This window comes from Streptomyces sp. NPDC093260, from assembly GCF_040683715.1.
Classification (GTDB): Bacteria; Actinomycetota; Actinomycetes; order Streptomycetales; family Streptomycetaceae; genus Streptomyces; species Streptomyces sennicomposti.
The window spans coordinates 125,632-143,770 of sequence record NZ_JBFBEK010000011.1; the positions used below are offsets into that span (position 1 = coordinate 125,632).

Genomic DNA, 18,139 nt, shown 5'->3' on the forward strand with positions numbered 1-18,139 from the left:
GTCGACCATGGCGACGCTGTTGTCCGTCAACGTAGGACTGCCCAAAGATGTGCCCTGGCAGGGAAGGACCGTGCACACCGGAGCCTGGAAGGCCCCTGTCCAGGGCTCCCGCATGGTCCGGCGGCTGAACGTCGACGGAGACGGTCAAGGAGATCTGGCCGGGCACGGCGGCGAGATGCGAGCCGTCCTCGTCTACCAGCTGCAGTCCTACCAGTACTGGCGGAATCAGCTCGGACGCGACGACCTGACCTTCGGGATCTTCGGGGAGAACTTCACGGTCGACGGACTGCCCGACGACGAAGTACGCATCGGCGACCGGTACCGCATCGGCGAAGCGGAATTCGAAGTCTCCCAGCCCCGCGTCACCTGCTACCGGGTCGGCATGCGCCTGGGCGAACCCACCATGGCCTCCTTGCTCGTCGCCCACCACCGGCCGGGCTTCTACCTCCGAGTGATCACCGAAGGCCGCGTCCGGGCCGGTGACGCCGTCACCCTCACCCGCAAGGGGCCGGAACAACTCAGCGTCGCCGACGCCGACGCACTGCTCTACCTCCCGGACCGCGACCCCGCGAAGCTGCGCAGAGCACTGAACATCCCCGCCCTCAGTCCCGGATGGCAGCAGTCCTTCCGCGAACTCGCCGCGCCCGAGCAGCCCGCGCAGGAGCCGGGACAGCCGGGCGAGCAGTCTGGCGAAGAACCGGGATGGCCGGGCTTCAAGCCCATGCGCGTCACCCGCATCGTCCCCGAGACCCCCACCGTCTCGTCCCTCTACCTCACCACCACCGACGGCACATCCCTGCCCGAGGCCCGCCCCGGCCAGTACCTCTCCATCCGCCTGGTCACCGACCACGCCGCCCCCGAAGTACGCAGCTACTCCCTGTCCTGCGCGTCCACAGCCGGCACCTACCGCATCAGCGTCAAGCGCGAACCCCATGGGAAAGTCAGCGGTTACATTCATGCGAGGCTCCACCCCGGCGACCTCGTGGACATCGCCAGCCCCCGCGGAACCTTCGTACTGCAAGAGCGCCCCGGCCCGACCGTGCTGATCTCCGCGGGGATCGGTGCCACACCCGTGCTCGCCATGCTCCACCGACTCGCCGCCGCGCGAGATCCGCGCGCCGTCTGGTGGATCCACACCGCCCACGACCGCGCCCACCACGCTTTCGCGGACGAGACCCGTACCCTTCTGGCCCGACTTCCGGGCGCCGGCGAGTACATCTACTACACCGGGGAAACCCCACTCCCCGACGAGCCCCACATCACTCACGGCCGCCCGACCGCTGCCTCCCTCAGGGCCATGGGCATCCCCGCCGAGGCCAACGCCTACCTGTGCGGCCCACCCGCCTTCATGGACGACCTCGCGGGCTTCCTGCGCGATCTGGGTCTGCGCCCACAGCAGATCCACACGGAACGGTTCACCGCTCTGCCCGCCGTCACTCCGGGCGTGACCGCCACCGCCGTGATCCGGCCGCACCAGCCACCCGGTCCCACCGCAACCGGGCCCCTCATCACCTTCGCCCGCAGCGGCATCTCCACCCCATGGTCACCCGCTCACGCGACCCTCCTCGATCTTGCCGAAGCCTGTGACATCCCCACCCGCTGGTCCTGCCGCACCGGCGTGTGCCACACCTGCGTCACCCACCTCGTCGCAGGCGACATCACCTACACCACGCCGCCCCTCGAACTCCCCGAGCCCGGGACCGTCCTGGTCTGCTGCAGCAGGCCGACCACCGAGGTCGTCCTCGATCTGTGAGCGGCCGACGAAGCGGGTGAGGAGCCGGCTGACCAGCCACGCAGCCGTGGTGGATCGCACGCCGGACCTGGTGCAGGAGGTGCGGGCACGGGCCGCTCGCGGGGCGGGCGCGTCACGTGGACTGGATCCCGGTGCCCGTGACGAACGAGAACGCCCACGGGTTGAGGTCCGTCACGGCGGTGGAGAGGCAGTTGAGTCGGGGCGGGCGCAGTCAGCCGCACCCGTAAGCGGGCGGAGTGGACCGGGGTGAGTTCCCGATGGGCGACATGCTCACCCGCCGACTTCACGATGCGCCCCCGACAGGAGCGGTAGCCCAAACAAAGCGACACGCGCGGGGCGCAAGCCGGCAGGTCGCACCGGCCATCGGCGTGATCCTGGACGATGGGCCCGGCTTCGCCCGTCGGGGCCCTCACCCCCTGCGGCGCGGGTCAGCGCTGCGATCCGGATTCCGCCGCGGACGACCTCTCCGGTGCCATGCCCTCCGGGACGCTCAGCTCCTGGGTCCCCACGACAGAGAGCAGTTCCAGCTGCTCGGCTCCCGGGCTTCCGGGCGGGGCGGTGAGCCACAGCAGGCGCTGCCGTCCGTCCTCGCTGAGGAGGTTGTAGCAGTCGAGTTCGATGACGCCGAGCAGAGGGTGGACGATCCTCTTGTGGTCCATGCGGCGCACCGCGACGTCGTGGGTGTCCCAGAGGGCCGCGAACTCCTGGCTGCGGCGGCGTAGCGCGGCGACCATCTTGGTGGCCTCCGCGTCCCGACCGCGCCGGGCGGCCGCCGCCTGGAGGTCGGCCACGAACACCCGGGAGTGGTGCGGGTGGTCCTCGGGCGGGTAGATCTCGCGCGCCTGCGGGTCGGTGAACCAGCGGTACACGAAGCTCGCCGACGGGCCGCCGTGTGCCGGGGACTTGCCGAACAGGGCCAGGGCCAGGTCGTTTTCCACCAGGGTTTCGTGCAGGTCGGTGATGACGCGCGCGGGGGTGTTGGACAGCCGGTCCAGGAGTCCGAGGAGCGCGGGCTGCACGTGTGCCGAGGGTCCGTGGACCGACGGGGGGACCGGCCGTTCGGCCAGGTGGAACAGGTGGTCGCGCTCGTCGCCGTTCAGGCGCAGGGCTCGGGCGAGGGCGGCGAGGGTCTGGGTCGAGGGCTGCACGCCGTTCTTCGCGCTGCCGCGTTCCAGCTCGGTGTAGTAGTCGGCTGACAGTCCTGCCAGCTGGGCGACTTCCTCGCGGCGCAGCCCGGGGACGCGCCGGCGCGGGCCTTGGGGGAGACCGACCTCGGTGGGGCGGATGCGGTCGCGGCGTGTCCTGAGGAAGGCGCCGAGTTCTGGAAGGTTCACCGCTCCATGGTCCCTCGTACGCCGGAGCGCAGCCAGGGGGTGGCGTCCCCTGGGTGAACACAGCCCTGGCCGGGGATGGGGGACCGGCCGATCGTGGGAGGGCGCAGCAGGGCGACGGCAAGGCCGCGGCCCGACCCATATCCACCACAGGAGTCAGCTATGCCCAGCCCCACTGCCCTCGACGGGACCGCTGCCCCGGTCCAGTCCTCCGCCTCGGCCCGTGTCGCGATCGTCACCGGCGGCTCTCGCGGCATCGGCCGCCGGACCGTCGGCCGGCTGGCCGCCGACGGATACGCCGTCGTGGTCGGCTATGCCGGTAACAAGGACGAGGCCGAGGCAGCCGTGAAGGAGGCTGTCACCGACGGTGGCCGGGCGATCGCAGTACGCGCAGACGTCGCCGACGAACACGCCGTCGCGGCCTTGTTCGACGCGGCCGAAGACGAGTTCGGCGGCGTCGACGTGGTCGTGCACGCGGCCGGACGGATGCACCTGGCTCCGATCGCCGAGCTGGACCTGGCCGCGCTGGACGACCTGCACCGCACCAACGTCCGCGGCACGTTCGTCGTCGTCCAGCAGGCCGCCCGTCGTGTGCGCCCCGGCGGCGCGATCGTGACGTTCTCCACGTCCGTGGTGGGGCTGGCCTTCCCGGGCTACGGCGCGTACGCCGCCGGCAAGGGCGCGGTCGAGGCGCTGACGCTGATCCTGGCCCGGGAACTGCGGGGCCGGGACGTCACCGCCAACACCGTCGCGCCCGGCCCCACGGCCACCGCCCTGTTCCTTGACGGCAAGGACGAGGAGACCATCGCCCGCCTGGCTGCCCAGCCCCCTCTGGAGCGTCTCGGAACCCCGGCCGACATCGGCGAGGTCGTCGCGTTCCTGGCCTCCCCGGCCGGCCACTGGATCAACGGGCAGGTCATCCGCGCCAACGGCGGAATCATCTGAACCGCCCGCAGCCACCCGTATCGATCGACGAAAGGCCCTGTCATGAGGAACGACGAAACAGGGAAGGTCATCCTCGTCACCGGGGCCTCCAGCGGCATCGGGGCACTGTCCGTGCGTGCTCTGGCCCTCGCCGGTCACACCGTGTACGCGGGTATCCGCCAGATCGCGACCCGCAACGCGACCGCAGCGGCCGACCTGATGCGCTACGGCGCCACTCACCGGATCGAGGTGCACGCCGTCGAGCTGGACGTCACCTCCCAGGCCTCCGCCGACGCGGCAGCCGACCGGGTCCTCGCCGAGTGCGGCCGGCTGGATGTGGTCGTGCACAACGCCGGGCACATGGTCCTCGGCGCCGCCGAGGCGTTCACCGCGGAGCAGTTCGCGGACCTGTACGACGTGAATGTTCTGGGCGCCCAGCGCGTCAACCGCGCCGCCCTGCCGAAGATGCGTGAGCAGGGATCAGGGCTGCTGGTGTGGATCGGCAGCTCCAGCACCCGCGGCGGTTGCCCCCCGTTCCTGGCCCCGTACTTCGCGGCCAAGGCAGCGATGGACGCCCTGGCCGTCAGTTACGCCGCCGAGGTGCTCCCGTTCGGCATCGACAGCGCGATCGTCGTGCCCGGCGCGTTCACCACCGGCACCAACCACTTCGCCCACGCAGGCGCCCCCGCCGACGTCGACTGCGCGGAAGCCTACGACCAGCGTCACCGACGCCTCATGGGCGATCTGGGCAAGCGCCTGGCCGCGCTCATCCCTTCGGACGCCGATGTGACCGAGGTCGCTGAAGCCGTCGCGCGGCTGGTCGCCATGCAGCATGGCACTCGGCCGCTGCGCACCCACATAGACCCCAGCCGGGACGGCAGCGAAGTCGTCTCCGCGGTCGCCGACCGCGTCCGCGCCGACTTCTTCCGCCGCATCGGACTGGACAGCCTGCTCACCGCGGGCAGCTCCCTTTGACGCCCCACTGAGAGAAGGAACGACCAGCTATGCCTTTCGCGAACTTCAAGGTCCCCGAGAAGACCCTCACCCCGAAGCAGAAGGAGGAGATCGTCACCCGCACCACCGAGCTGTATGTCGAGATCTACGGCGAGCGCGCCCGCAACAACACCATGGTTCTGGTCGAAGAGGTCGCCGACGGCGGCTGGGGCATCTCCGGCAACGTGCTGACCCTCGCCATGCTCGGCGAGGCGACACCGGCCGACACCGGCGGCGCCTGACCGCACCGGCCGTCATTCGGCCGAGACAGCACCTGGAAGCCGAGGACCCCCGGGTCGAGCGTCCGCCGACACGGTCTCGTTCGCCCGGGGGTCGACGAGATCAGCGAAGCCCTTCATCGCTTCCCCGCACTCGATCGATCGGCTGTGTCCATCGGGGCACGGCACGGTCACCCCCGGGTCGAGCCGCTCGTCCACGTGTGGGCGGAAGGCGCCGTACGGGTTGATGTCCGACCGGAACAGCGCGGTCGGGGCCGCGCCGTCCCGGCGGTCAGCTTCCAGAACGCCGGCGTCACCGTGCTTGTCCTCGTCGTCCGTCGACGACCGTCCCGTCGTCCTTGCCCAGCGGCGTTCAGACGCACCTGGACGGACTGCGCCGGCCGACGGGCTCGTCCTGCTTCTCAGTCGCCGGACCGATGCCTGCAGCCAGCCGATATCACTGGCCGCACGCTGCTGACCAGCGCATCGGCCTCTGCGTTCAGGTCGCGTTCAGGTTCGGCCCGGCCTCGGGCAACTCCCGTACCGGAAGCGCCAAAGCTCTGGCAAAGGGGTCTGGAGCGAGGGCCGGGCACCATGTCATGGTGCCTGCCATGTCGACTGATCACCTCACTCACAACCGGCCCGCGGGCCACATCCGTCACGCGGCGAGCAAGGTGCCGGAGGTGACCGTCTACTTCTGGATCATCAAGGTGCTGACCACCGGGATGGGCGAGACGGCGTCCGACTTCCTGGCCCACCTGCTCGGCCCGATCCCCGCCGTCGGCCTCGGCGGCATCGCCCTGGTGGCCGCTCTGGCGGTGCAGTTCGCCGTCCGCCGGTACGTGGCCTGGATCTACTGGACGGCGATCGTCATGGTCAGCGTGTTCGGCACGATGGCCGCCGACGTCCTGCACGTCGGCCTCGGCGTGCCGTACACGCTCTCGACTCCGTTCTTCATGGCCGCGCTGGCCGCCGTCTTCGCCCTCTGGCACCGCAGCGAGGGCACCCTGTCCATCCACAGCATCCACACCCGGCGCCGCGAGGCCTTCTACTGGGCCGCCGTACTGGCCACGTTCGCGCTGGGCACCGCGGCGGGCGACCTCACCGCCACGATCGGCCTCGGCTACCTGGGCTCCGCCGTGCTGTACGCCGCCGCTATCGCTGTCCCGGCCCTCGCTCACCGGCGGGGGAGCCTGAACGCGGTGGCCGCGTTCTGGGCCGCGTACGTCATCACCCGCCCGCTCGGCGCCTCCGTCGCCGACTGGATGGCCGTCGGCCGCGGCAGGGGCGGACTCGACCTGGGCCTGGGGCCGGTCACGCTGTCCTGGACGGTGGCGATCCTCGGCTTCGTCGGTTACCTGGCCGTCTCCCGCAAGGACGTCCGACGCGACGTCACGCCGTGATACGCCGGTGGCGAGTGCGGCGGGGTCACCCGGCAGGCAGGCTGACCACGAACCGTGCCCCGGGAGTGTGTCCGGGGTCGTACGCCACCTCGCCACCGGCGGAGCGGGCCAGGCGTCGTGCCAGCGGCAGGCCCAGGCCCGCTCCGCTGTGCCCGTCGCCGGGATCCGCGCGCCGGCCCGGCTCGAAGAGCTGTCCGGTGAACGGGGGCGGTACGCCGGGGCCGTCGTCGATGACGTCGATGCGTACGCCGTCGGGTGCGCGGTAGGCGCGGACGGCGACCTTGGAGCGGGCGTAACGGCAGGCGTTGGTCACGAGCGGGCTGACGATGCGTTCGAGGAGGGCGGGTGGGACTCCGGCCGTCAGAGTCGGGCTGTCAGCGGCGACCGTCAAGTGATGCGACGCGTCGAGGGCTTCGGCGAGGCGTCGCAGCGTGGGGAGGACCTCGGCGGTGCCGGGAGCGGTGAGTGTGCCGTCGCGGGCGTGGTCGAGGAGGGTGTCGCAGATGGTGCGCATGGACTGGGCGGCTTCCGCGATGACCTGGTGGGTGGCGTGGGTCTGGTCGGCGGTGCGGGGGTGGGTCCGCCACCAGTCGAGTTCGGCGGTGATCCGGCTGAGGGGTGTGCGCAGCTCGTGCGAGAGTTCCCCGGTGAGCTGGCGTTCGTGGCGCAGGAGGGTGCGGATGCGGTCGAGCAGGGCGTCCAGCGAGGTGCCGAGGCGCGCGAGTTCGGCCGGGTGCCGCGTATGGCCGAAGCGTTCTTCGGAGGCGACGGCGCTCCACTGGGTGGCCTGGTCGGTCATCGTGCGGACCGGGCGCAGCGCGCGGCCTACTGCCAGCCGGGTCAGGGCGTAGGTGCAGGCGAGCATCATGACGTCCAGCGCGAGCGATCCCAGGAGCAGGGTGGCGGCCGAACTCCGGTAGGGGGAGAGGTCGAGCGCGGTGACCACCCGGGCACCGCTCCTGTCCGCGGACACCGGCTGCGAGCACAGCCGGAGAGGGCCGTCCACGTCGGTGGTGACGCACTGCCGCCCGCCGCGCCCGGCGAGGGCGTCGGCGACGCGGGTCAGGGACCCGGCGTTCGGCGGCTCTTCCAGCAGGCGTCGGCCGGCGTAGATCCAGACGTTGGCGTCGAGGAGGGCGTCGTTGGGGGTATCCAGGACGCGTACCGTCCTGCGGCTGGTGTCGATGGTCGTCGCGACGGCGGCGGCGCGGGTGCGCAGTTCGTCGTCCGCCTGGTGCTGGAGACGGTGCTGGACCACGGCGTTGAAGGCGACGGTGAGGACCAGCATCAGCAGCGCGGCCGTGGTGAGGGCCACTAGGGAGAGCCGGCCGCGCAGCGTGCGGGGGGCCAGACGGTGGAGGAAGGCGGTCACAGCGGGCCGCAGCGGGTGGCGGGTGCCGCTCATGACAGCCGGTGGCCGATCCCGCGGGCCGTGCCGATCGTCCGGTCGCTGCCCGCCTCGCGCAGCTTGCGCCGCAGGCGGGTCAGATACTGGTCGAGGGTGTTGTCGTGGACCTGGGCGCCCTCGGGCCAGGCCGCCCGGACCAGCTCGCGACGGCGCACGATGTCGCCGGAAGCCGCCATGAGGGCGGCCAGGAGACGGAACTCGGTCGGTGTCAGGTCGACTCGGGTGCCTCGGACGCTGACCACGTGCCGGACCGCGTCCAGTGCCAGGTCTCCCGCGGTCGCGGCACGCGGTGGTGCGGCCCGTTTGAGGGACACCCGCAGGCGGGCCGCGAGTTCGGTGAGGTGGAACGGCTTGGGCAGGTAGTCGTCGCCTCCGGCCGAGAACCCGGACAGCCGGTCGCTCAGCCGGTGGTGGGCGGTCAGGAAGATGACGGGGAAGAGGAACCCGTTCGCGCGCATCGCCTGGCACACGTCCCTCCCGTCGGCATCGGGCAGCCCGATGTCGAGCACGGCGGCGCAGATGTCGGGGGTGGCCAGTCGCAGGGCGGTGGCGCCGTCCGGTGCGGGCACGGGGTCGAAGTCCTCGTCGCGCAGTCCGCGGATCAGCACGTCACGCAGGGCGTGATCGTCCTCGACGACCAGGATCGTCTGGTGCATGGCCCTCCCTCTGCTCTCGTGCCACGTCCGTCTGTGCCGGTGCCGTGTGCCGTCGGCCTCCTGCCGTGCCGCCCGTCGGCTCTGCCGTCCCGCGCGCCGAGCCGGTGTCCGGGGCCGCCGCGCCGGCGGTCAGTCGCTCGGGAAGCCAGTGGGCCACGGCCCACAGGCACAGGCCGAGCCACCCGAGGGCGAACAGCCAACCGCCGACGACGTCGGTGAACCAGTGCACTCCGAGGTAGACGCGGGTCAGGCCGACCGACGCCCCCCAGACGCCGATGACCAGGGTGAGCGGGGTCGCGCCGCGCGGACCGCGCACGCGGACGGCGATGATCAGCAGTCCCGCGGTGAGGGCGGCCGTGGTGGTGTGACCGGACGGGAACGACCATCCCGAGGCATGCGTCGCCCAGTCCGTCAGGGGTGGTCGCGGCCGGGCGACCTGTGCCATCACCACGTACCGCAGCGCCTGGCCCGCCCCGAGGCAGCCCAGACAGAGCGCGACGGCGAGCGCGCGCTGCCGTGGGGTGCGCCCCGCGATGAGCGCGGCCAGCACCGCCAGTGCGTACGGGATGACACCGGTCCCGGTGTCGGTCAGCCCGCGGGCGAGCGCCACCGCCACGTCGGGCCGGTGGCCGACGGACCAGGAGAGGGAGTCGGCGTCCGCGAACAGCGGTATGCCGTCGTGGCCCACCACGACCATGGTCAGCACGCCGAACGCCGTCCACGCCCCGAGCCCGCAGCTGCCGGCCAGTTCGGCGACCTCGTCGCGCTTCACGACACCACCAGCAGCGGACGCAGACGGGTGGCCGTGAGCCGCAGGGCCGCGGCCTCCGCACGCCTGCGCAGTGCCGACATGGCGAGCAGGGCGGCCACGGCGCCCACCACGACTCCGGCCAGCACGTCGTGGGGGTAGTGCGCCCCCACCCAGACCCGCGAGACGGCCATCGCGCAGGCGGCCACCACGGCGACCGCGCCGAGTCGGCGGGAGACGAACAGCAGGGCGACAGCCGCCGCGGCGGCGATGGCCGCGTGGTTGCTGGGGAAGGACCAGTCGCCGGGCGCCGGACACGCCTCCAGCGTGGTCACCCGCAGGCTCTGGCAGGGCCGGTCCTCGCGCACCAGCAGCTTCAGCACCGCGTCCACGCCGAAGGCCACGACCACGACGAACGGCACGGCGAGCGCCGTCACGGACGCGGTGGCGCCCACACGCCGGGCGTGCCACCAGCCGACGGCCACGAGCACCGCGAACAGGACGAGCCCGTACGTCGACCAGGCCGACACCGTGTCGTCCAGCCAGACGGGGGAGCGCCGGGCGAGGTTCACCACGGCGGTGTAGGCCGAGCCGTCGACCGGCGAGCCGTCAAGGGCGATGATCATCCGCGTGCCTCCTTCGTCTTCGCGTCCCGGCGCGAGCGGTACACCTCGGAGGCGACCGGAATCAGCGACAGGGCCACGATCACCGCGACCATCGGCAGCAGATAGCGGTCCACGTTCGGCACGGAGGAGCCCAGCGCGTAGCCCGCCAGGGTGAGCCCGAGGCTCCACACCAGCCCGCCGGTCACCTGCCAGAGGGTGAACGTGCGCACCGGCACCCGCAGGGCGCCCGCCATCGGGTTCAGGACCGTGCGCACCACCGGGACGAAGCGGGCCAGGACGATCGCCTTCGCGTACCCGTAGCGTTCCAGCAACTCCTCCGCGCGTCTGGCCCCCTCGTGCAGGCGGGCCGAGCGGCTCCGGGCGAGCAGGGCGCCGCCCGCTCGACGGCCCAGGAGGTACCCGCACTGTGAGCCGGCCAGCGCCCCCACCGCCGCGGCGACCAGGAGCGGGCCGAGCGACAGCTTCAGGCCGCTCCCGGCGGTGCCGGTGCACAGCAGACCGGCCGTGAACAGCAGGGAATCACCCGGCAGGAAGAAGCCGATCAGCAGCCCGGTCTCGGCGAACAGCACCACCCCCACGCCCAGCACGCCGAAGGCGGCCAGCAGCGACCGGGCGTCCAGCACATTGACGGCGAGCTGCGACGATAGGTGCATGGCTGTGGTCATCGTCGGGAGCCCCTTCATCGTTCTTCCGGACTGTCGGATGCGGCGGAACGCTGGCGTGGCGTCATCCGGCGTCCGACTACAATCTTGTAGACGGTCTACTGAACTGTAGACGATGGCGGAGTGAGGAACGTTCCCATGAAGGACGCGAGGGACGAGAGGCGGCCGGCCGGCGAACTCGAGGCCGCCGTCATGGCCGCGCTGTGGGCCGCCGGGGCCCCGCTCACGCCAGGGCGGGTGCAGGCCGAGCTCGATTCAGGCCTGGCCCGGACGACGGTCGCGACGATACTGACCCGGCTGCACGAGAAGGGCGTCGTCGACCGGGAGCGGCAGGGCCGCGGCTACGCCTACTTCCCCGTCCAGGACGCACCCGGCCTGACCGCCCGGCGCATGCACACCGAACTCGACCGGGACGCCGACCGGGAGACGGTCCTGGCCCGCTTCGTGGCCCAGCTCAGCCCCGGTGACGAGCAGCACCTGCGCCGACTCCTGGAGGGTGACGAGCGATGACCGCTCTGCTGCTCCTACCGCTGATCCTGCCCTTCCTCGCGCCGACGCTGGCCCGCCGAACCCTTCACCGGCTGGCTCCCGCCACCGCGCTGCGGGTCCTCACCGCCTCGACCCTGGCGCTGGCGGGAGCCTGTATGGCCGCACTCGGGGCGCTGGTCCTGACCGGACTGCTCAAACTCCCCGCCTTCGCCGCCCTCGGCGAACTCGTCCACCCCCTGCGGACCCCCTCGGACTACGTCGTCCTCCCCGCCGCCATGGCGGCCACCGGGGTGCTCACCCTCAGCGTCTGGACTCTCGCACGCTCGGCCTTCCGGCAGACCCGGGCCTTCCGGACCGCCCGCACGCAGGCCGACCGCCGTCCCGCCGCAGGTGACCTGTGCGTGATCGAATCGCCCGATCCGGACGCGTACGCTCTGCCCGGCCGGCCCCACCGCATCGTCGTCACCACCGCCATGCTGCGGAGTCTGGGACCTGCCGAGCGTGAGGCCCTCTTCGCCCATGAGCGCGCCCACAACCGGGCCGGGCACCACTACTTCCTGGCCGCCGCCGAACTCGCCGCCCACTGCCACCCCGCCCTGCGCGCCACCCGCGCCACCATCCGGTTCGCCGCCGAGCGGGCCGCCGACGAGGCCGCCGCCGAGGTCACCGGAGACCGGCGGCTGATCGCCACGGCCATCGCCCGCGCCGCCCTCGCCGCGAACGCCTCCCCCTCCACCCGACCGGACTTCGCACCCGCGGCGACGACCGGACCGGTGCCGCAACGCGTCGCGGCGCTTCTCGCACCCACCCGGCCGCGCCCGCGCACCACCCGCCGTACCGCGTTCCTCCTCGTGGTCTGCACGGTCCTGTCCGTCGCCGCCGGAGCGGCAGGTGTCGTGGACTTCCACCACGAGGTCGAGGTCGCCCAGGGCGAGGAGACGCCCTGACCGGTTCGGCCCCGGCCCACCGCCGGATGCATGACCGGGCCGCCGCGTGATCGTCCTCGGACGAGGACCGGCTCCAGCAGCCGGAGCGGGTCGCAGGCTGCGTCGGCGGCGCCCAGCGCGGTGCGGGCGCCAAACGCCGGAACGGTCATCTCCAGCGGCCTCGGGCGTGGGAGTCGGGCGGCCTGGAGGGCGGCGACACGGCGGGAGGCCCGGTCGCTGAAGCCGAGTCCGTGCGGCAGCTTCCGGCCGGCCGCGAGCGCTGCCCGAGCGAGGGCACGGGCGGTGGACGCGCGGTCCCCGACCGCCGCGGCCGCCCGTGCCCCTCCTTGCCGGCGGCACCGCCGTACTGGTGCCCACCCCCGGGGGCCGGGCTCGCCGGCGCGAGCGCGGGGCCCGCTGGTCCCGCTTCCCCGCGCCGCACACCGCACGTCATGACGAGCGCATTCCCGGATCCCTGTGAGACGCGGATACCGGCCGACGCCGCCTCGGACCGTCGCGAGCCTGGTCGAGGGCGGGCCCGGGACGCAGCAGGCGCCGGCAGGACGCCTGCTGTGACGGCCGTGGAGCTGACGAACACGGAACGCGGGGCAGGTGAACGCGTAGTACCGCGGTACTACGCGTTCACCGCGGTTCAGCCTCCGGGTACCACCGGATCCGGGTGACTCGGCACCTAGCGTTGCCGGTGAGGCGTCCGAAGTGACGGACGCCGAAGCCCGACAGGGAGAACGCGAATGATCGACGCACGGCGACTGACCAAGAGGTACGGCGAGAAGACGGCCGTCGACGGGCTGGACTTCGTGGTGAAGCCCGGCACGGTGACCGGCTTCCTGGGGCCCAACGGCGCGGGCAAGTCCACGACCATGCGCATGATCGTCGGCCTCGACGCCCCGACCAGCGGCTCCGTCACCGTGAACGGCCACCGCTACGCTCACCACCGGGCGCCGCTGCAGGAGGTCGGCGCCCTGCTGGAGGCGAAGTCGATCCACCCGGGCCGCTCGGCGTACCACCACCTCAAAGCGCTCGCGCTCACCCACGGCATCCCCGGCAGCCGCGTCGACGAGGTCATCGGCCTCGCCGGACTCGACAGCGTGGCGAGGAAGCGGGCCGGCGCCTTCTCCCTCGGGATGGGCCAGCGGCTGGGCATCGCGGCGGCGCTGCTGGGCGATCCGCAGACGGTGATGCTCGATGAGCCGGTCAACGGGCTGGACCCGGAAGGGGTGCTCTGGATCCGCAACCTTCTGAAAGGGCTCGCCGACGAGGGGCGGACGGTGTTCGTGTCCTCCCACCTGATGAGCGAGATGGCCCTGGTGGCGGACCACCTGATCATCGTGGGGCGCGGGCGGCTGCTGGCCGACACGACCGTGGCGGACCTGATCCGCGAGGCGGGCGGCGACACCGTGAAGGTCGCCACGCAGGACCCGGCGAGGCTGCGCGACGTGCTCGCCGGACCCGGCGTCGACGTCACCGGCCGGATCGGCTCCGAGGAGCTCCAGGTGACCGGCCTGACCGCCCGCGAGATCGGACTCAGGGCCGCCGAACACGGCATCGCGTTGTTCGAGCTGAGCGCGCGAAGCGTGTCGCTGGAGGAGGCGTTCATGGACCTGACCAGGGATGCCGTGGAGTACCACGGCACCACGACCGGCATCGACACCCTCGGGAGGCCCGCATGAGCACCCTCACCGCAACCGCAGAGGAACCCAGGACCACTCCCGCCCGCCCCGCGTACCGGGTGACCGGACGGCGCGTGCTCGCCTCCGAGTGGGCCAAGCTCTGGTCCCTGCGCTCGACCTGGATCACCCTCGGCCTCGGCCTGCTGTTCCTGGTGGCCTTCGGCCTGATCTCCGCGAGTCGCTACAAGTCGGGGATCGACTCCGGCCACATGGACCGGGACTTCGCCGATTCGACGGCCGTCAGCCTGTCCCTCTTCGGCACGAACTTCGCCCAGCTGGCCCTGGGCGTGCTCGGCGTGCTGGTCACGGCGGGCGAGTACTCGACCGGCATGATCCGTTCCACGCTCGCGGCGGTGCCCCGCCGGCTGCCCGTGCTGTGGTCCAAGGCGGCTGTCTTCGGACTGGTCGCACTGGTCGTGGGGACGGTGGGTGGGTTCGTCGCCTTCCTGTTCGGCAGTGGAATCATCGCGGGCACGCCCGCGGCCATGAGCCTCTCGCACGCCGGTGTACTGCGGAGCCTGCTGGGCGCCGGGCTCTACCTCGGCCTCGTCGGCGTGGTCGGCGCCGCGCTGGGCGCGCTGCTGCGGTCGGTGGCCGGGGGGATCTCGGTGCTGGTGGCCGCCCTGATGCTGATCCCAGGGCTGATCTCCCTGCTGCCGAGTTCCTGGCGGGACGACATCAGTCCCTACCTGCCGTCCAACGCGGGGGAGTCGATGTTCGCGCTGACCCACGGCTCGACGACCCTGTCGCCGGGCACCGGACTGCTGGTCTTCCTGTGCTGGACGGCGCTTGCGCTGGGCGGCGCGGCGTACCGGCTCGCGCGCACCGACGTCTGACGCCCGCACCATGGACAGGTGACGTCCTTGACCACCGATGACCTCAGCGGGATGGGACCGCTGGTCGCCCGGCTGTCCCGGGGCGGCCAGCGGTTGCGGCAGGCCGACCGGACACATCCCTGGGTGCTGGACACCGCGGTCGTGATCGTGGTCTTCCTCATGTTCTGCCTGCCCGACCTGCTGCGCGGCGGTGTGCACGACGGCGACGGCCCGCGCCGCTTCCGGCTCGCCTTCACCGAGCTGCCCGTCGCGGGGATGCTGGCACTGCAGGCGGGACTGGTGCTGCCCCTGCTGTGGCGGCGGCGCAAGCCCATGGCGACCTTCGGCGTCATCGCCGCGGTGTTCGTCCTCCAATGGTCCCTGGGGGCGGCGCTGCGCGCGGACATCGCCCTCTTCATCGCCCTGTACAGCCTGGCCCTGCACGGGCGGCTGCGACAGCTGCCGTGGGCCGGTGCGGTCATGGCGGGCGCCATGCTGCTGGTCGCGGTCCGCGCGTCCTCGGCCGTCTCCGTCTGGGACGCCCTGTTCTTCCTGCTGAGCACGGCCACGGCAGCCCTCGCGGTCGGCCTGATGATCCGGATCCGACGCGCCCAGCTGGCCGGACTGCGGGAGAAGGCGACCCGGCTGGAGATCGAGCGCGACCAGCGCAGCAGACTGGCCACGGCCACCGAACGCACCCGGGTCGCCCGCGAGATGCACGACATCGTCGGCCACAACCTGGCCGTCATCATCACGCTCGCCGACGCCGGCGCCTACGCCACGGACATCGCCCCCGAACGGGGCGAGGAAGCACTGCGGCTCATCGGCGACACCGGCCGGCAGGCCCTCGGCGAACTGCGGCGCGTGCTCGGCGTACTGCGCGACGCCGGGGACACCCCGGCCGGCGGGCCCGAACTCAGCCCGCAGCCCGGCATCGCGGACATCGGTGCCCTGTGCGCCACCGTGCGCGCCGCCGGACTGGAGGTCGTCTACCGGACCTCCGGCGACGTCGAGGCCCTGGACGGCGGGGTCCAGCTGACGGTGTACCGCATCGTCCAGGAAGCCCTCACCAACACCATGAAGCACGCCGCCGACGACGCCCGGGTGCACCTGGCGGTCGTCGTGACGGGCGCCCGGCTGAGCATCCGGGTCCAGGACACCGGCCCGGCCACACCGTCGGGACCGCCGAACGAGGAAGGACACGGCCTGGTGGGCATGCGGGAGAGAGCGGCTCTGTACGGCGGAACCGTCAGCGCGGGGCCGACGGGTGGCGGAGGATGGAGCGTCGAAGCCGTCCTCGACCTCACGCCCCGGGACGGTGACCGGTGACCACCGTTCTCATCGTGGACGACCAGCCTCTGCAGCGCTACGGCTTCCACCTGCTCCTGGACTCCGTCCCCGAGACCGACGTCGTGGGGGAGGCCGCGCACGGCGCCGAGGCCGTCCGCAAGGCCGCCGAACTGCGCCCGGACGTCGTCCTGATGGACGTCCGCATGCCCGGCATGGACGGCATCGAGGCCACCCGCCGCATCGTCGCCGCCGGTGGCCGCTCACGCGTCCTCGTGCTCACGACGTTCGACCTCGACGAATACGTCCACGCCGCGCTGCGGGCCGGCGCGAGCGGCTTCCTGCTCAAGGACGCACGCCCCGAGGAACTGCTCGCCGGGATCCGCGCGGTGGCCTCGGGCGACGCCGTCATCGCACCGGCCCTCACCCGCCGTCTGCTGGAGGAGTACGCCCGCTACGTCCCCGCCCACCGGAGCGACTCCGCCGAGGACCCGAGGCTCGGCTCGCTCACCGACCGCGAGCGGGAGATCCTCGTCGCCGTCGGCAAGGGCTGGACCAACGGTGAGATCGCCGCCCGGTTCGTGCTCTCCGAGTCGACCGTCAAGACCCACGTCGGCCGCGTCCTCGCGAAGATCGGCGCCCGCGACCGCGTCCAGGCCGTGATCTTCGCCTACGACATCGGCCTGGCCCGGCCCGGCGTGGACTGAACCGGGCGGCGGCCGGCAAGACCGGCGGCCTGGTCGCTGCCGGCGTGCCGCGGGGCCCGTGAGAGTTCCGGGCGGTTAGCCGCGCCCGCGCGGGGTGGTGACGCGCAGCCGGCTGCCGGAGCGGACCGAGGCGTCGGCGGCCCGCGTGAGGCGGCGGCGCAGGCCGGCCATGGTGACGTCGAGGATCTTGGTGGAGCCGGACCAGTTCCCGTCCCGCACCCCGGCCCCGCCGTCTCCCGGGAGACGGCCTCCCCGCACGCCGGGCCAGGACGGCCAGCGGGTCGAACTCCTCGACTCCGCCCGCCGGGACGCCTCTACGCCCAGATCCTCTTCCTCGGCGTCCCCGGCGCCCGCGCCGGGCAGCCGTACGCCGATGGTGTCGCCGGGGGCGGCGTGCAGGTTGGAGGGTGTGCTGGGCCCCGGGGCGGCGGCTGAGGACCGCTCAGGCGCCTGCCGCGGTGGGAGCCGGTCGCAGCCGGGTGACGATCCGGTTCGCGGTGGTCTTCTGCAGCAGCCCGTAGGCGAGGACCGGCAGCAGCAGGTGCGGTTTGTCGGGCAGGGACGCGGTGATCAGCACCGCGCTCGCGCTGCTGTTGTTCATGCCGCAGGCGAGCGTCAGCGACGAGGCGGGGCCCGCCTCCAGGCGCAGCAGGCGGGCGGCGACCCGGCCGAGGACGAAGGAGAGCAGGCAGACCAGGGCGGCCACTGCCAGGGCGGCGGCGCACAGCAGCGGGCGCGGCCGGGTGAGGACGGATCCCAGGGCCCCGCTGGCGTTGACGTAGGTCAGGACCAGCGAACCGGCCATGGCCGACGGCGCCACCGTCGTGACCAGGCGGCCCAGCCATCGCCCGGACAGGACGAGGGCGCCCAGCAGGCCCGCCGCGCACGGAAGGACCACGGCGGTGAGGGCGAATCCGCCCTGGGCCAGCCGGCCGGCGCCGGCGAGGGTGCGCGCGTAGCCGCCGCTGAGCAGCGGCGACAGCGTTGCCAGCAGCAGGGGAGTGGTCAGTGGGCTGAGGAGGGTGGAGGCCAGGACGAGGCCCACCATGGTCGGCTGGTCGCCGTCGCCCTTGTCGGTCCACACGGTCGCCCCGGCGGCGACGGGCATCGCGACGACGAGGATCACCGCGGTGAGCAGTCCGCTGCCGCCGTCGGTGTCCGGGGTGCGCCGCAGCAGGAAGGCGACGAGCGGCACGACGGTCAGCGGGATCGCCAGGTGCAGCACGAGGCCGGCGAGCAGGGCCTTCGGACGCCGCAGCAGGGCGCCCAGCGCGCGGACGGGGACCTGGAGCCCGGCCGAGAACAGCACCAGGGACAGCAGGAACGGTGCGGTGTGCAGGGTCAGGTGCGTCGGCGGCAGGGGATGGGGGCGGCGCAGCCACTGGCCGGGGGCGGGCAGGACCAGGGCGAGGGCGTAGGACAGGACGACGGCGCGGCCGAGCCGGTGCCGCAGCCAGGACGCGGCGCGGGTGTGCATGTCCCCATCGTGATCAGGCCGGACC

The 18,139-nt window shown here is 72.7% G+C and carries 19 protein-coding genes; 11 read left to right on the forward strand and 8 right to left on the reverse strand.

Annotated features, from left to right (window positions below):
- Positions 1-7 precede the first annotated feature (7 nt).
- Positions 8-1,753 carry an MOSC and FAD-binding oxidoreductase domain-containing protein gene (locus AB0N63_RS16385; RefSeq protein WP_365529546.1) on the forward strand — a complete coding sequence of 582 codons (1,746 nt, stop codon included), beginning with the start codon at positions 8-10 and terminating at the stop codon, positions 1,751-1,753.
- Positions 1,754-2,181: 428 nt separating this feature from the next.
- On the opposite strand, the gene AB0N63_RS16390 is transcribed toward AB0N63_RS16385, so the two are convergent.
- Positions 2,182-3,087, reverse strand: a complete 906-nt coding sequence (locus tag AB0N63_RS16390; RefSeq protein WP_365529548.1) for a helix-turn-helix transcriptional regulator — start codon at positions 3,085-3,087, stop codon at positions 2,182-2,184.
- Positions 3,088-3,246: 159 nt separating this feature from the next.
- On the opposite strand from AB0N63_RS16390, the gene AB0N63_RS16395 reads away from it, so the two are divergent.
- The 4 genes from AB0N63_RS16395 (at position 3,247) to AB0N63_RS16410 (ending at position 6,622) form a co-directional block, all read left to right on the forward strand.
- On the forward strand, positions 3,247-4,029 hold the full coding sequence (locus AB0N63_RS16395) for an SDR family oxidoreductase (RefSeq protein ID WP_365529550.1): 783 nt from the start codon (positions 3,247-3,249) through the stop codon (positions 4,027-4,029).
- Between the two features lie 42 nt (positions 4,030-4,071).
- Entirely contained in the window at positions 4,072-4,983 is a 912-nt protein-coding gene (locus AB0N63_RS16400) for an SDR family NAD(P)-dependent oxidoreductase (protein WP_365529552.1), read from the forward strand.
- 29 nt (positions 4,984-5,012) lie between these two features.
- Positions 5,013-5,243, forward strand: coding sequence for a 4-oxalocrotonate tautomerase family protein (locus AB0N63_RS16405; protein ID WP_365529554.1), 231 nt, complete (start codon positions 5,013-5,015; stop codon positions 5,241-5,243).
- A 587-nt stretch (positions 5,244-5,830) separates the two neighbouring features.
- On the forward strand, positions 5,831-6,622 hold the full coding sequence (locus AB0N63_RS16410) for a hypothetical protein (RefSeq protein ID WP_365529556.1): 792 nt from the start codon (positions 5,831-5,833) through the stop codon (positions 6,620-6,622).
- A 25-nt stretch (positions 6,623-6,647) separates the two neighbouring features.
- Here AB0N63_RS16410 and AB0N63_RS16415 read toward each other — a convergent pair whose 3' ends face one another.
- The 5 genes from AB0N63_RS16415 to AB0N63_RS16435 are packed head-to-tail and all read right to left on the reverse strand — an operon-like array spanning position 6,648 to position 10,725.
- The gene (locus tag AB0N63_RS16415) at positions 6,648-8,027 is read right to left on the reverse strand and encodes a HAMP domain-containing sensor histidine kinase (RefSeq protein WP_365529558.1); all 1,380 of its coding nucleotides are present in this window, start codon (positions 8,025-8,027) and stop codon (positions 6,648-6,650) included.
- Entirely contained in the window at positions 8,024-8,686 is a 663-nt protein-coding gene (locus tag AB0N63_RS16420; RefSeq protein ID WP_365529560.1) for a response regulator transcription factor, read from the reverse strand. The genes AB0N63_RS16415 and AB0N63_RS16420 overlap by 4 nt, the downstream gene beginning before the upstream one ends.
- Entirely contained in the window at positions 8,640-9,458 is an 819-nt protein-coding gene (locus tag AB0N63_RS16425) for a phosphatase PAP2 family protein (RefSeq protein ID WP_365529562.1), read from the reverse strand. Before AB0N63_RS16425 ends, AB0N63_RS16420 begins: the two co-directional genes overlap by 47 nt.
- Positions 9,455-10,060 (reverse strand): phosphatase PAP2 family protein, encoded by a 606-nt coding sequence (locus AB0N63_RS16430; protein WP_365529564.1) that lies wholly within the window; start codon positions 10,058-10,060, stop codon positions 9,455-9,457. Before AB0N63_RS16430 ends, AB0N63_RS16425 begins: the two co-directional genes overlap by 4 nt.
- Positions 10,057-10,725, reverse strand: coding sequence for a DedA family protein (locus tag AB0N63_RS16435; RefSeq protein WP_365529566.1), 669 nt, complete (start codon positions 10,723-10,725; stop codon positions 10,057-10,059). Before AB0N63_RS16435 ends, AB0N63_RS16430 begins: the two co-directional genes overlap by 4 nt.
- A gap of 135 nt (positions 10,726-10,860) precedes the next feature.
- On the opposite strand from AB0N63_RS16435, the gene AB0N63_RS16440 reads away from it, so the two are divergent.
- The 6 genes from AB0N63_RS16440 (at position 10,861) to AB0N63_RS16465 (ending at position 16,637) form a co-directional block, all read left to right on the forward strand.
- The gene (locus AB0N63_RS16440; RefSeq protein ID WP_365529568.1) at positions 10,861-11,232 is read left to right on the forward strand and encodes a BlaI/MecI/CopY family transcriptional regulator; all 372 of its coding nucleotides are present in this window, start codon (positions 10,861-10,863) and stop codon (positions 11,230-11,232) included.
- Positions 11,229-12,158: a M48 family metalloprotease gene (locus AB0N63_RS16445; protein ID WP_365529570.1), complete on the forward strand. Its 930-nt coding sequence runs from the start codon at positions 11,229-11,231 to the stop codon at positions 12,156-12,158. The genes AB0N63_RS16440 and AB0N63_RS16445 overlap by 4 nt, the downstream gene beginning before the upstream one ends.
- A 731-nt stretch (positions 12,159-12,889) precedes the next feature.
- A complete protein-coding gene (locus AB0N63_RS16450) occupies positions 12,890-13,828 on the forward strand; it encodes an ATP-binding cassette domain-containing protein (protein WP_365529572.1) in 939 nt (312 codons plus the stop codon).
- Positions 13,825-14,664, forward strand: a complete 840-nt coding sequence (locus AB0N63_RS16455) for an ABC transporter permease (RefSeq protein ID WP_365529574.1) — start codon at positions 13,825-13,827, stop codon at positions 14,662-14,664. Before AB0N63_RS16450 ends, AB0N63_RS16455 begins: the two co-directional genes overlap by 4 nt.
- 27 nt (positions 14,665-14,691) lie before the next feature.
- Positions 14,692-15,972, forward strand: coding sequence for a sensor histidine kinase (locus AB0N63_RS16460; protein WP_365529576.1), 1,281 nt, complete (start codon positions 14,692-14,694; stop codon positions 15,970-15,972).
- Positions 15,969-16,637, forward strand: a complete 669-nt coding sequence (locus tag AB0N63_RS16465) for a response regulator transcription factor (RefSeq protein WP_365529578.1) — start codon at positions 15,969-15,971, stop codon at positions 16,635-16,637. The genes AB0N63_RS16460 and AB0N63_RS16465 overlap by 4 nt, the downstream gene beginning before the upstream one ends.
- 75 nt (positions 16,638-16,712) lie before the next feature.
- On the opposite strand, the gene AB0N63_RS16470 is transcribed toward AB0N63_RS16465, so the two are convergent.
- Together AB0N63_RS16470 and AB0N63_RS16475 are read right to left on the reverse strand one after the other, a co-directional pair.
- Positions 16,713-16,856, reverse strand: coding sequence for a hypothetical protein (locus AB0N63_RS16470; protein WP_365529580.1), 144 nt, complete (start codon positions 16,854-16,856; stop codon positions 16,713-16,715).
- Between the two features lie 223 nt (positions 16,857-17,079).
- The gene (locus tag AB0N63_RS16475; RefSeq protein ID WP_365529582.1) at positions 17,080-18,114 is read right to left on the reverse strand and encodes a sodium-dependent transporter; all 1,035 of its coding nucleotides are present in this window, start codon (positions 18,112-18,114) and stop codon (positions 17,080-17,082) included.
- Positions 18,115-18,139: the final 25 nt, after the last annotated feature.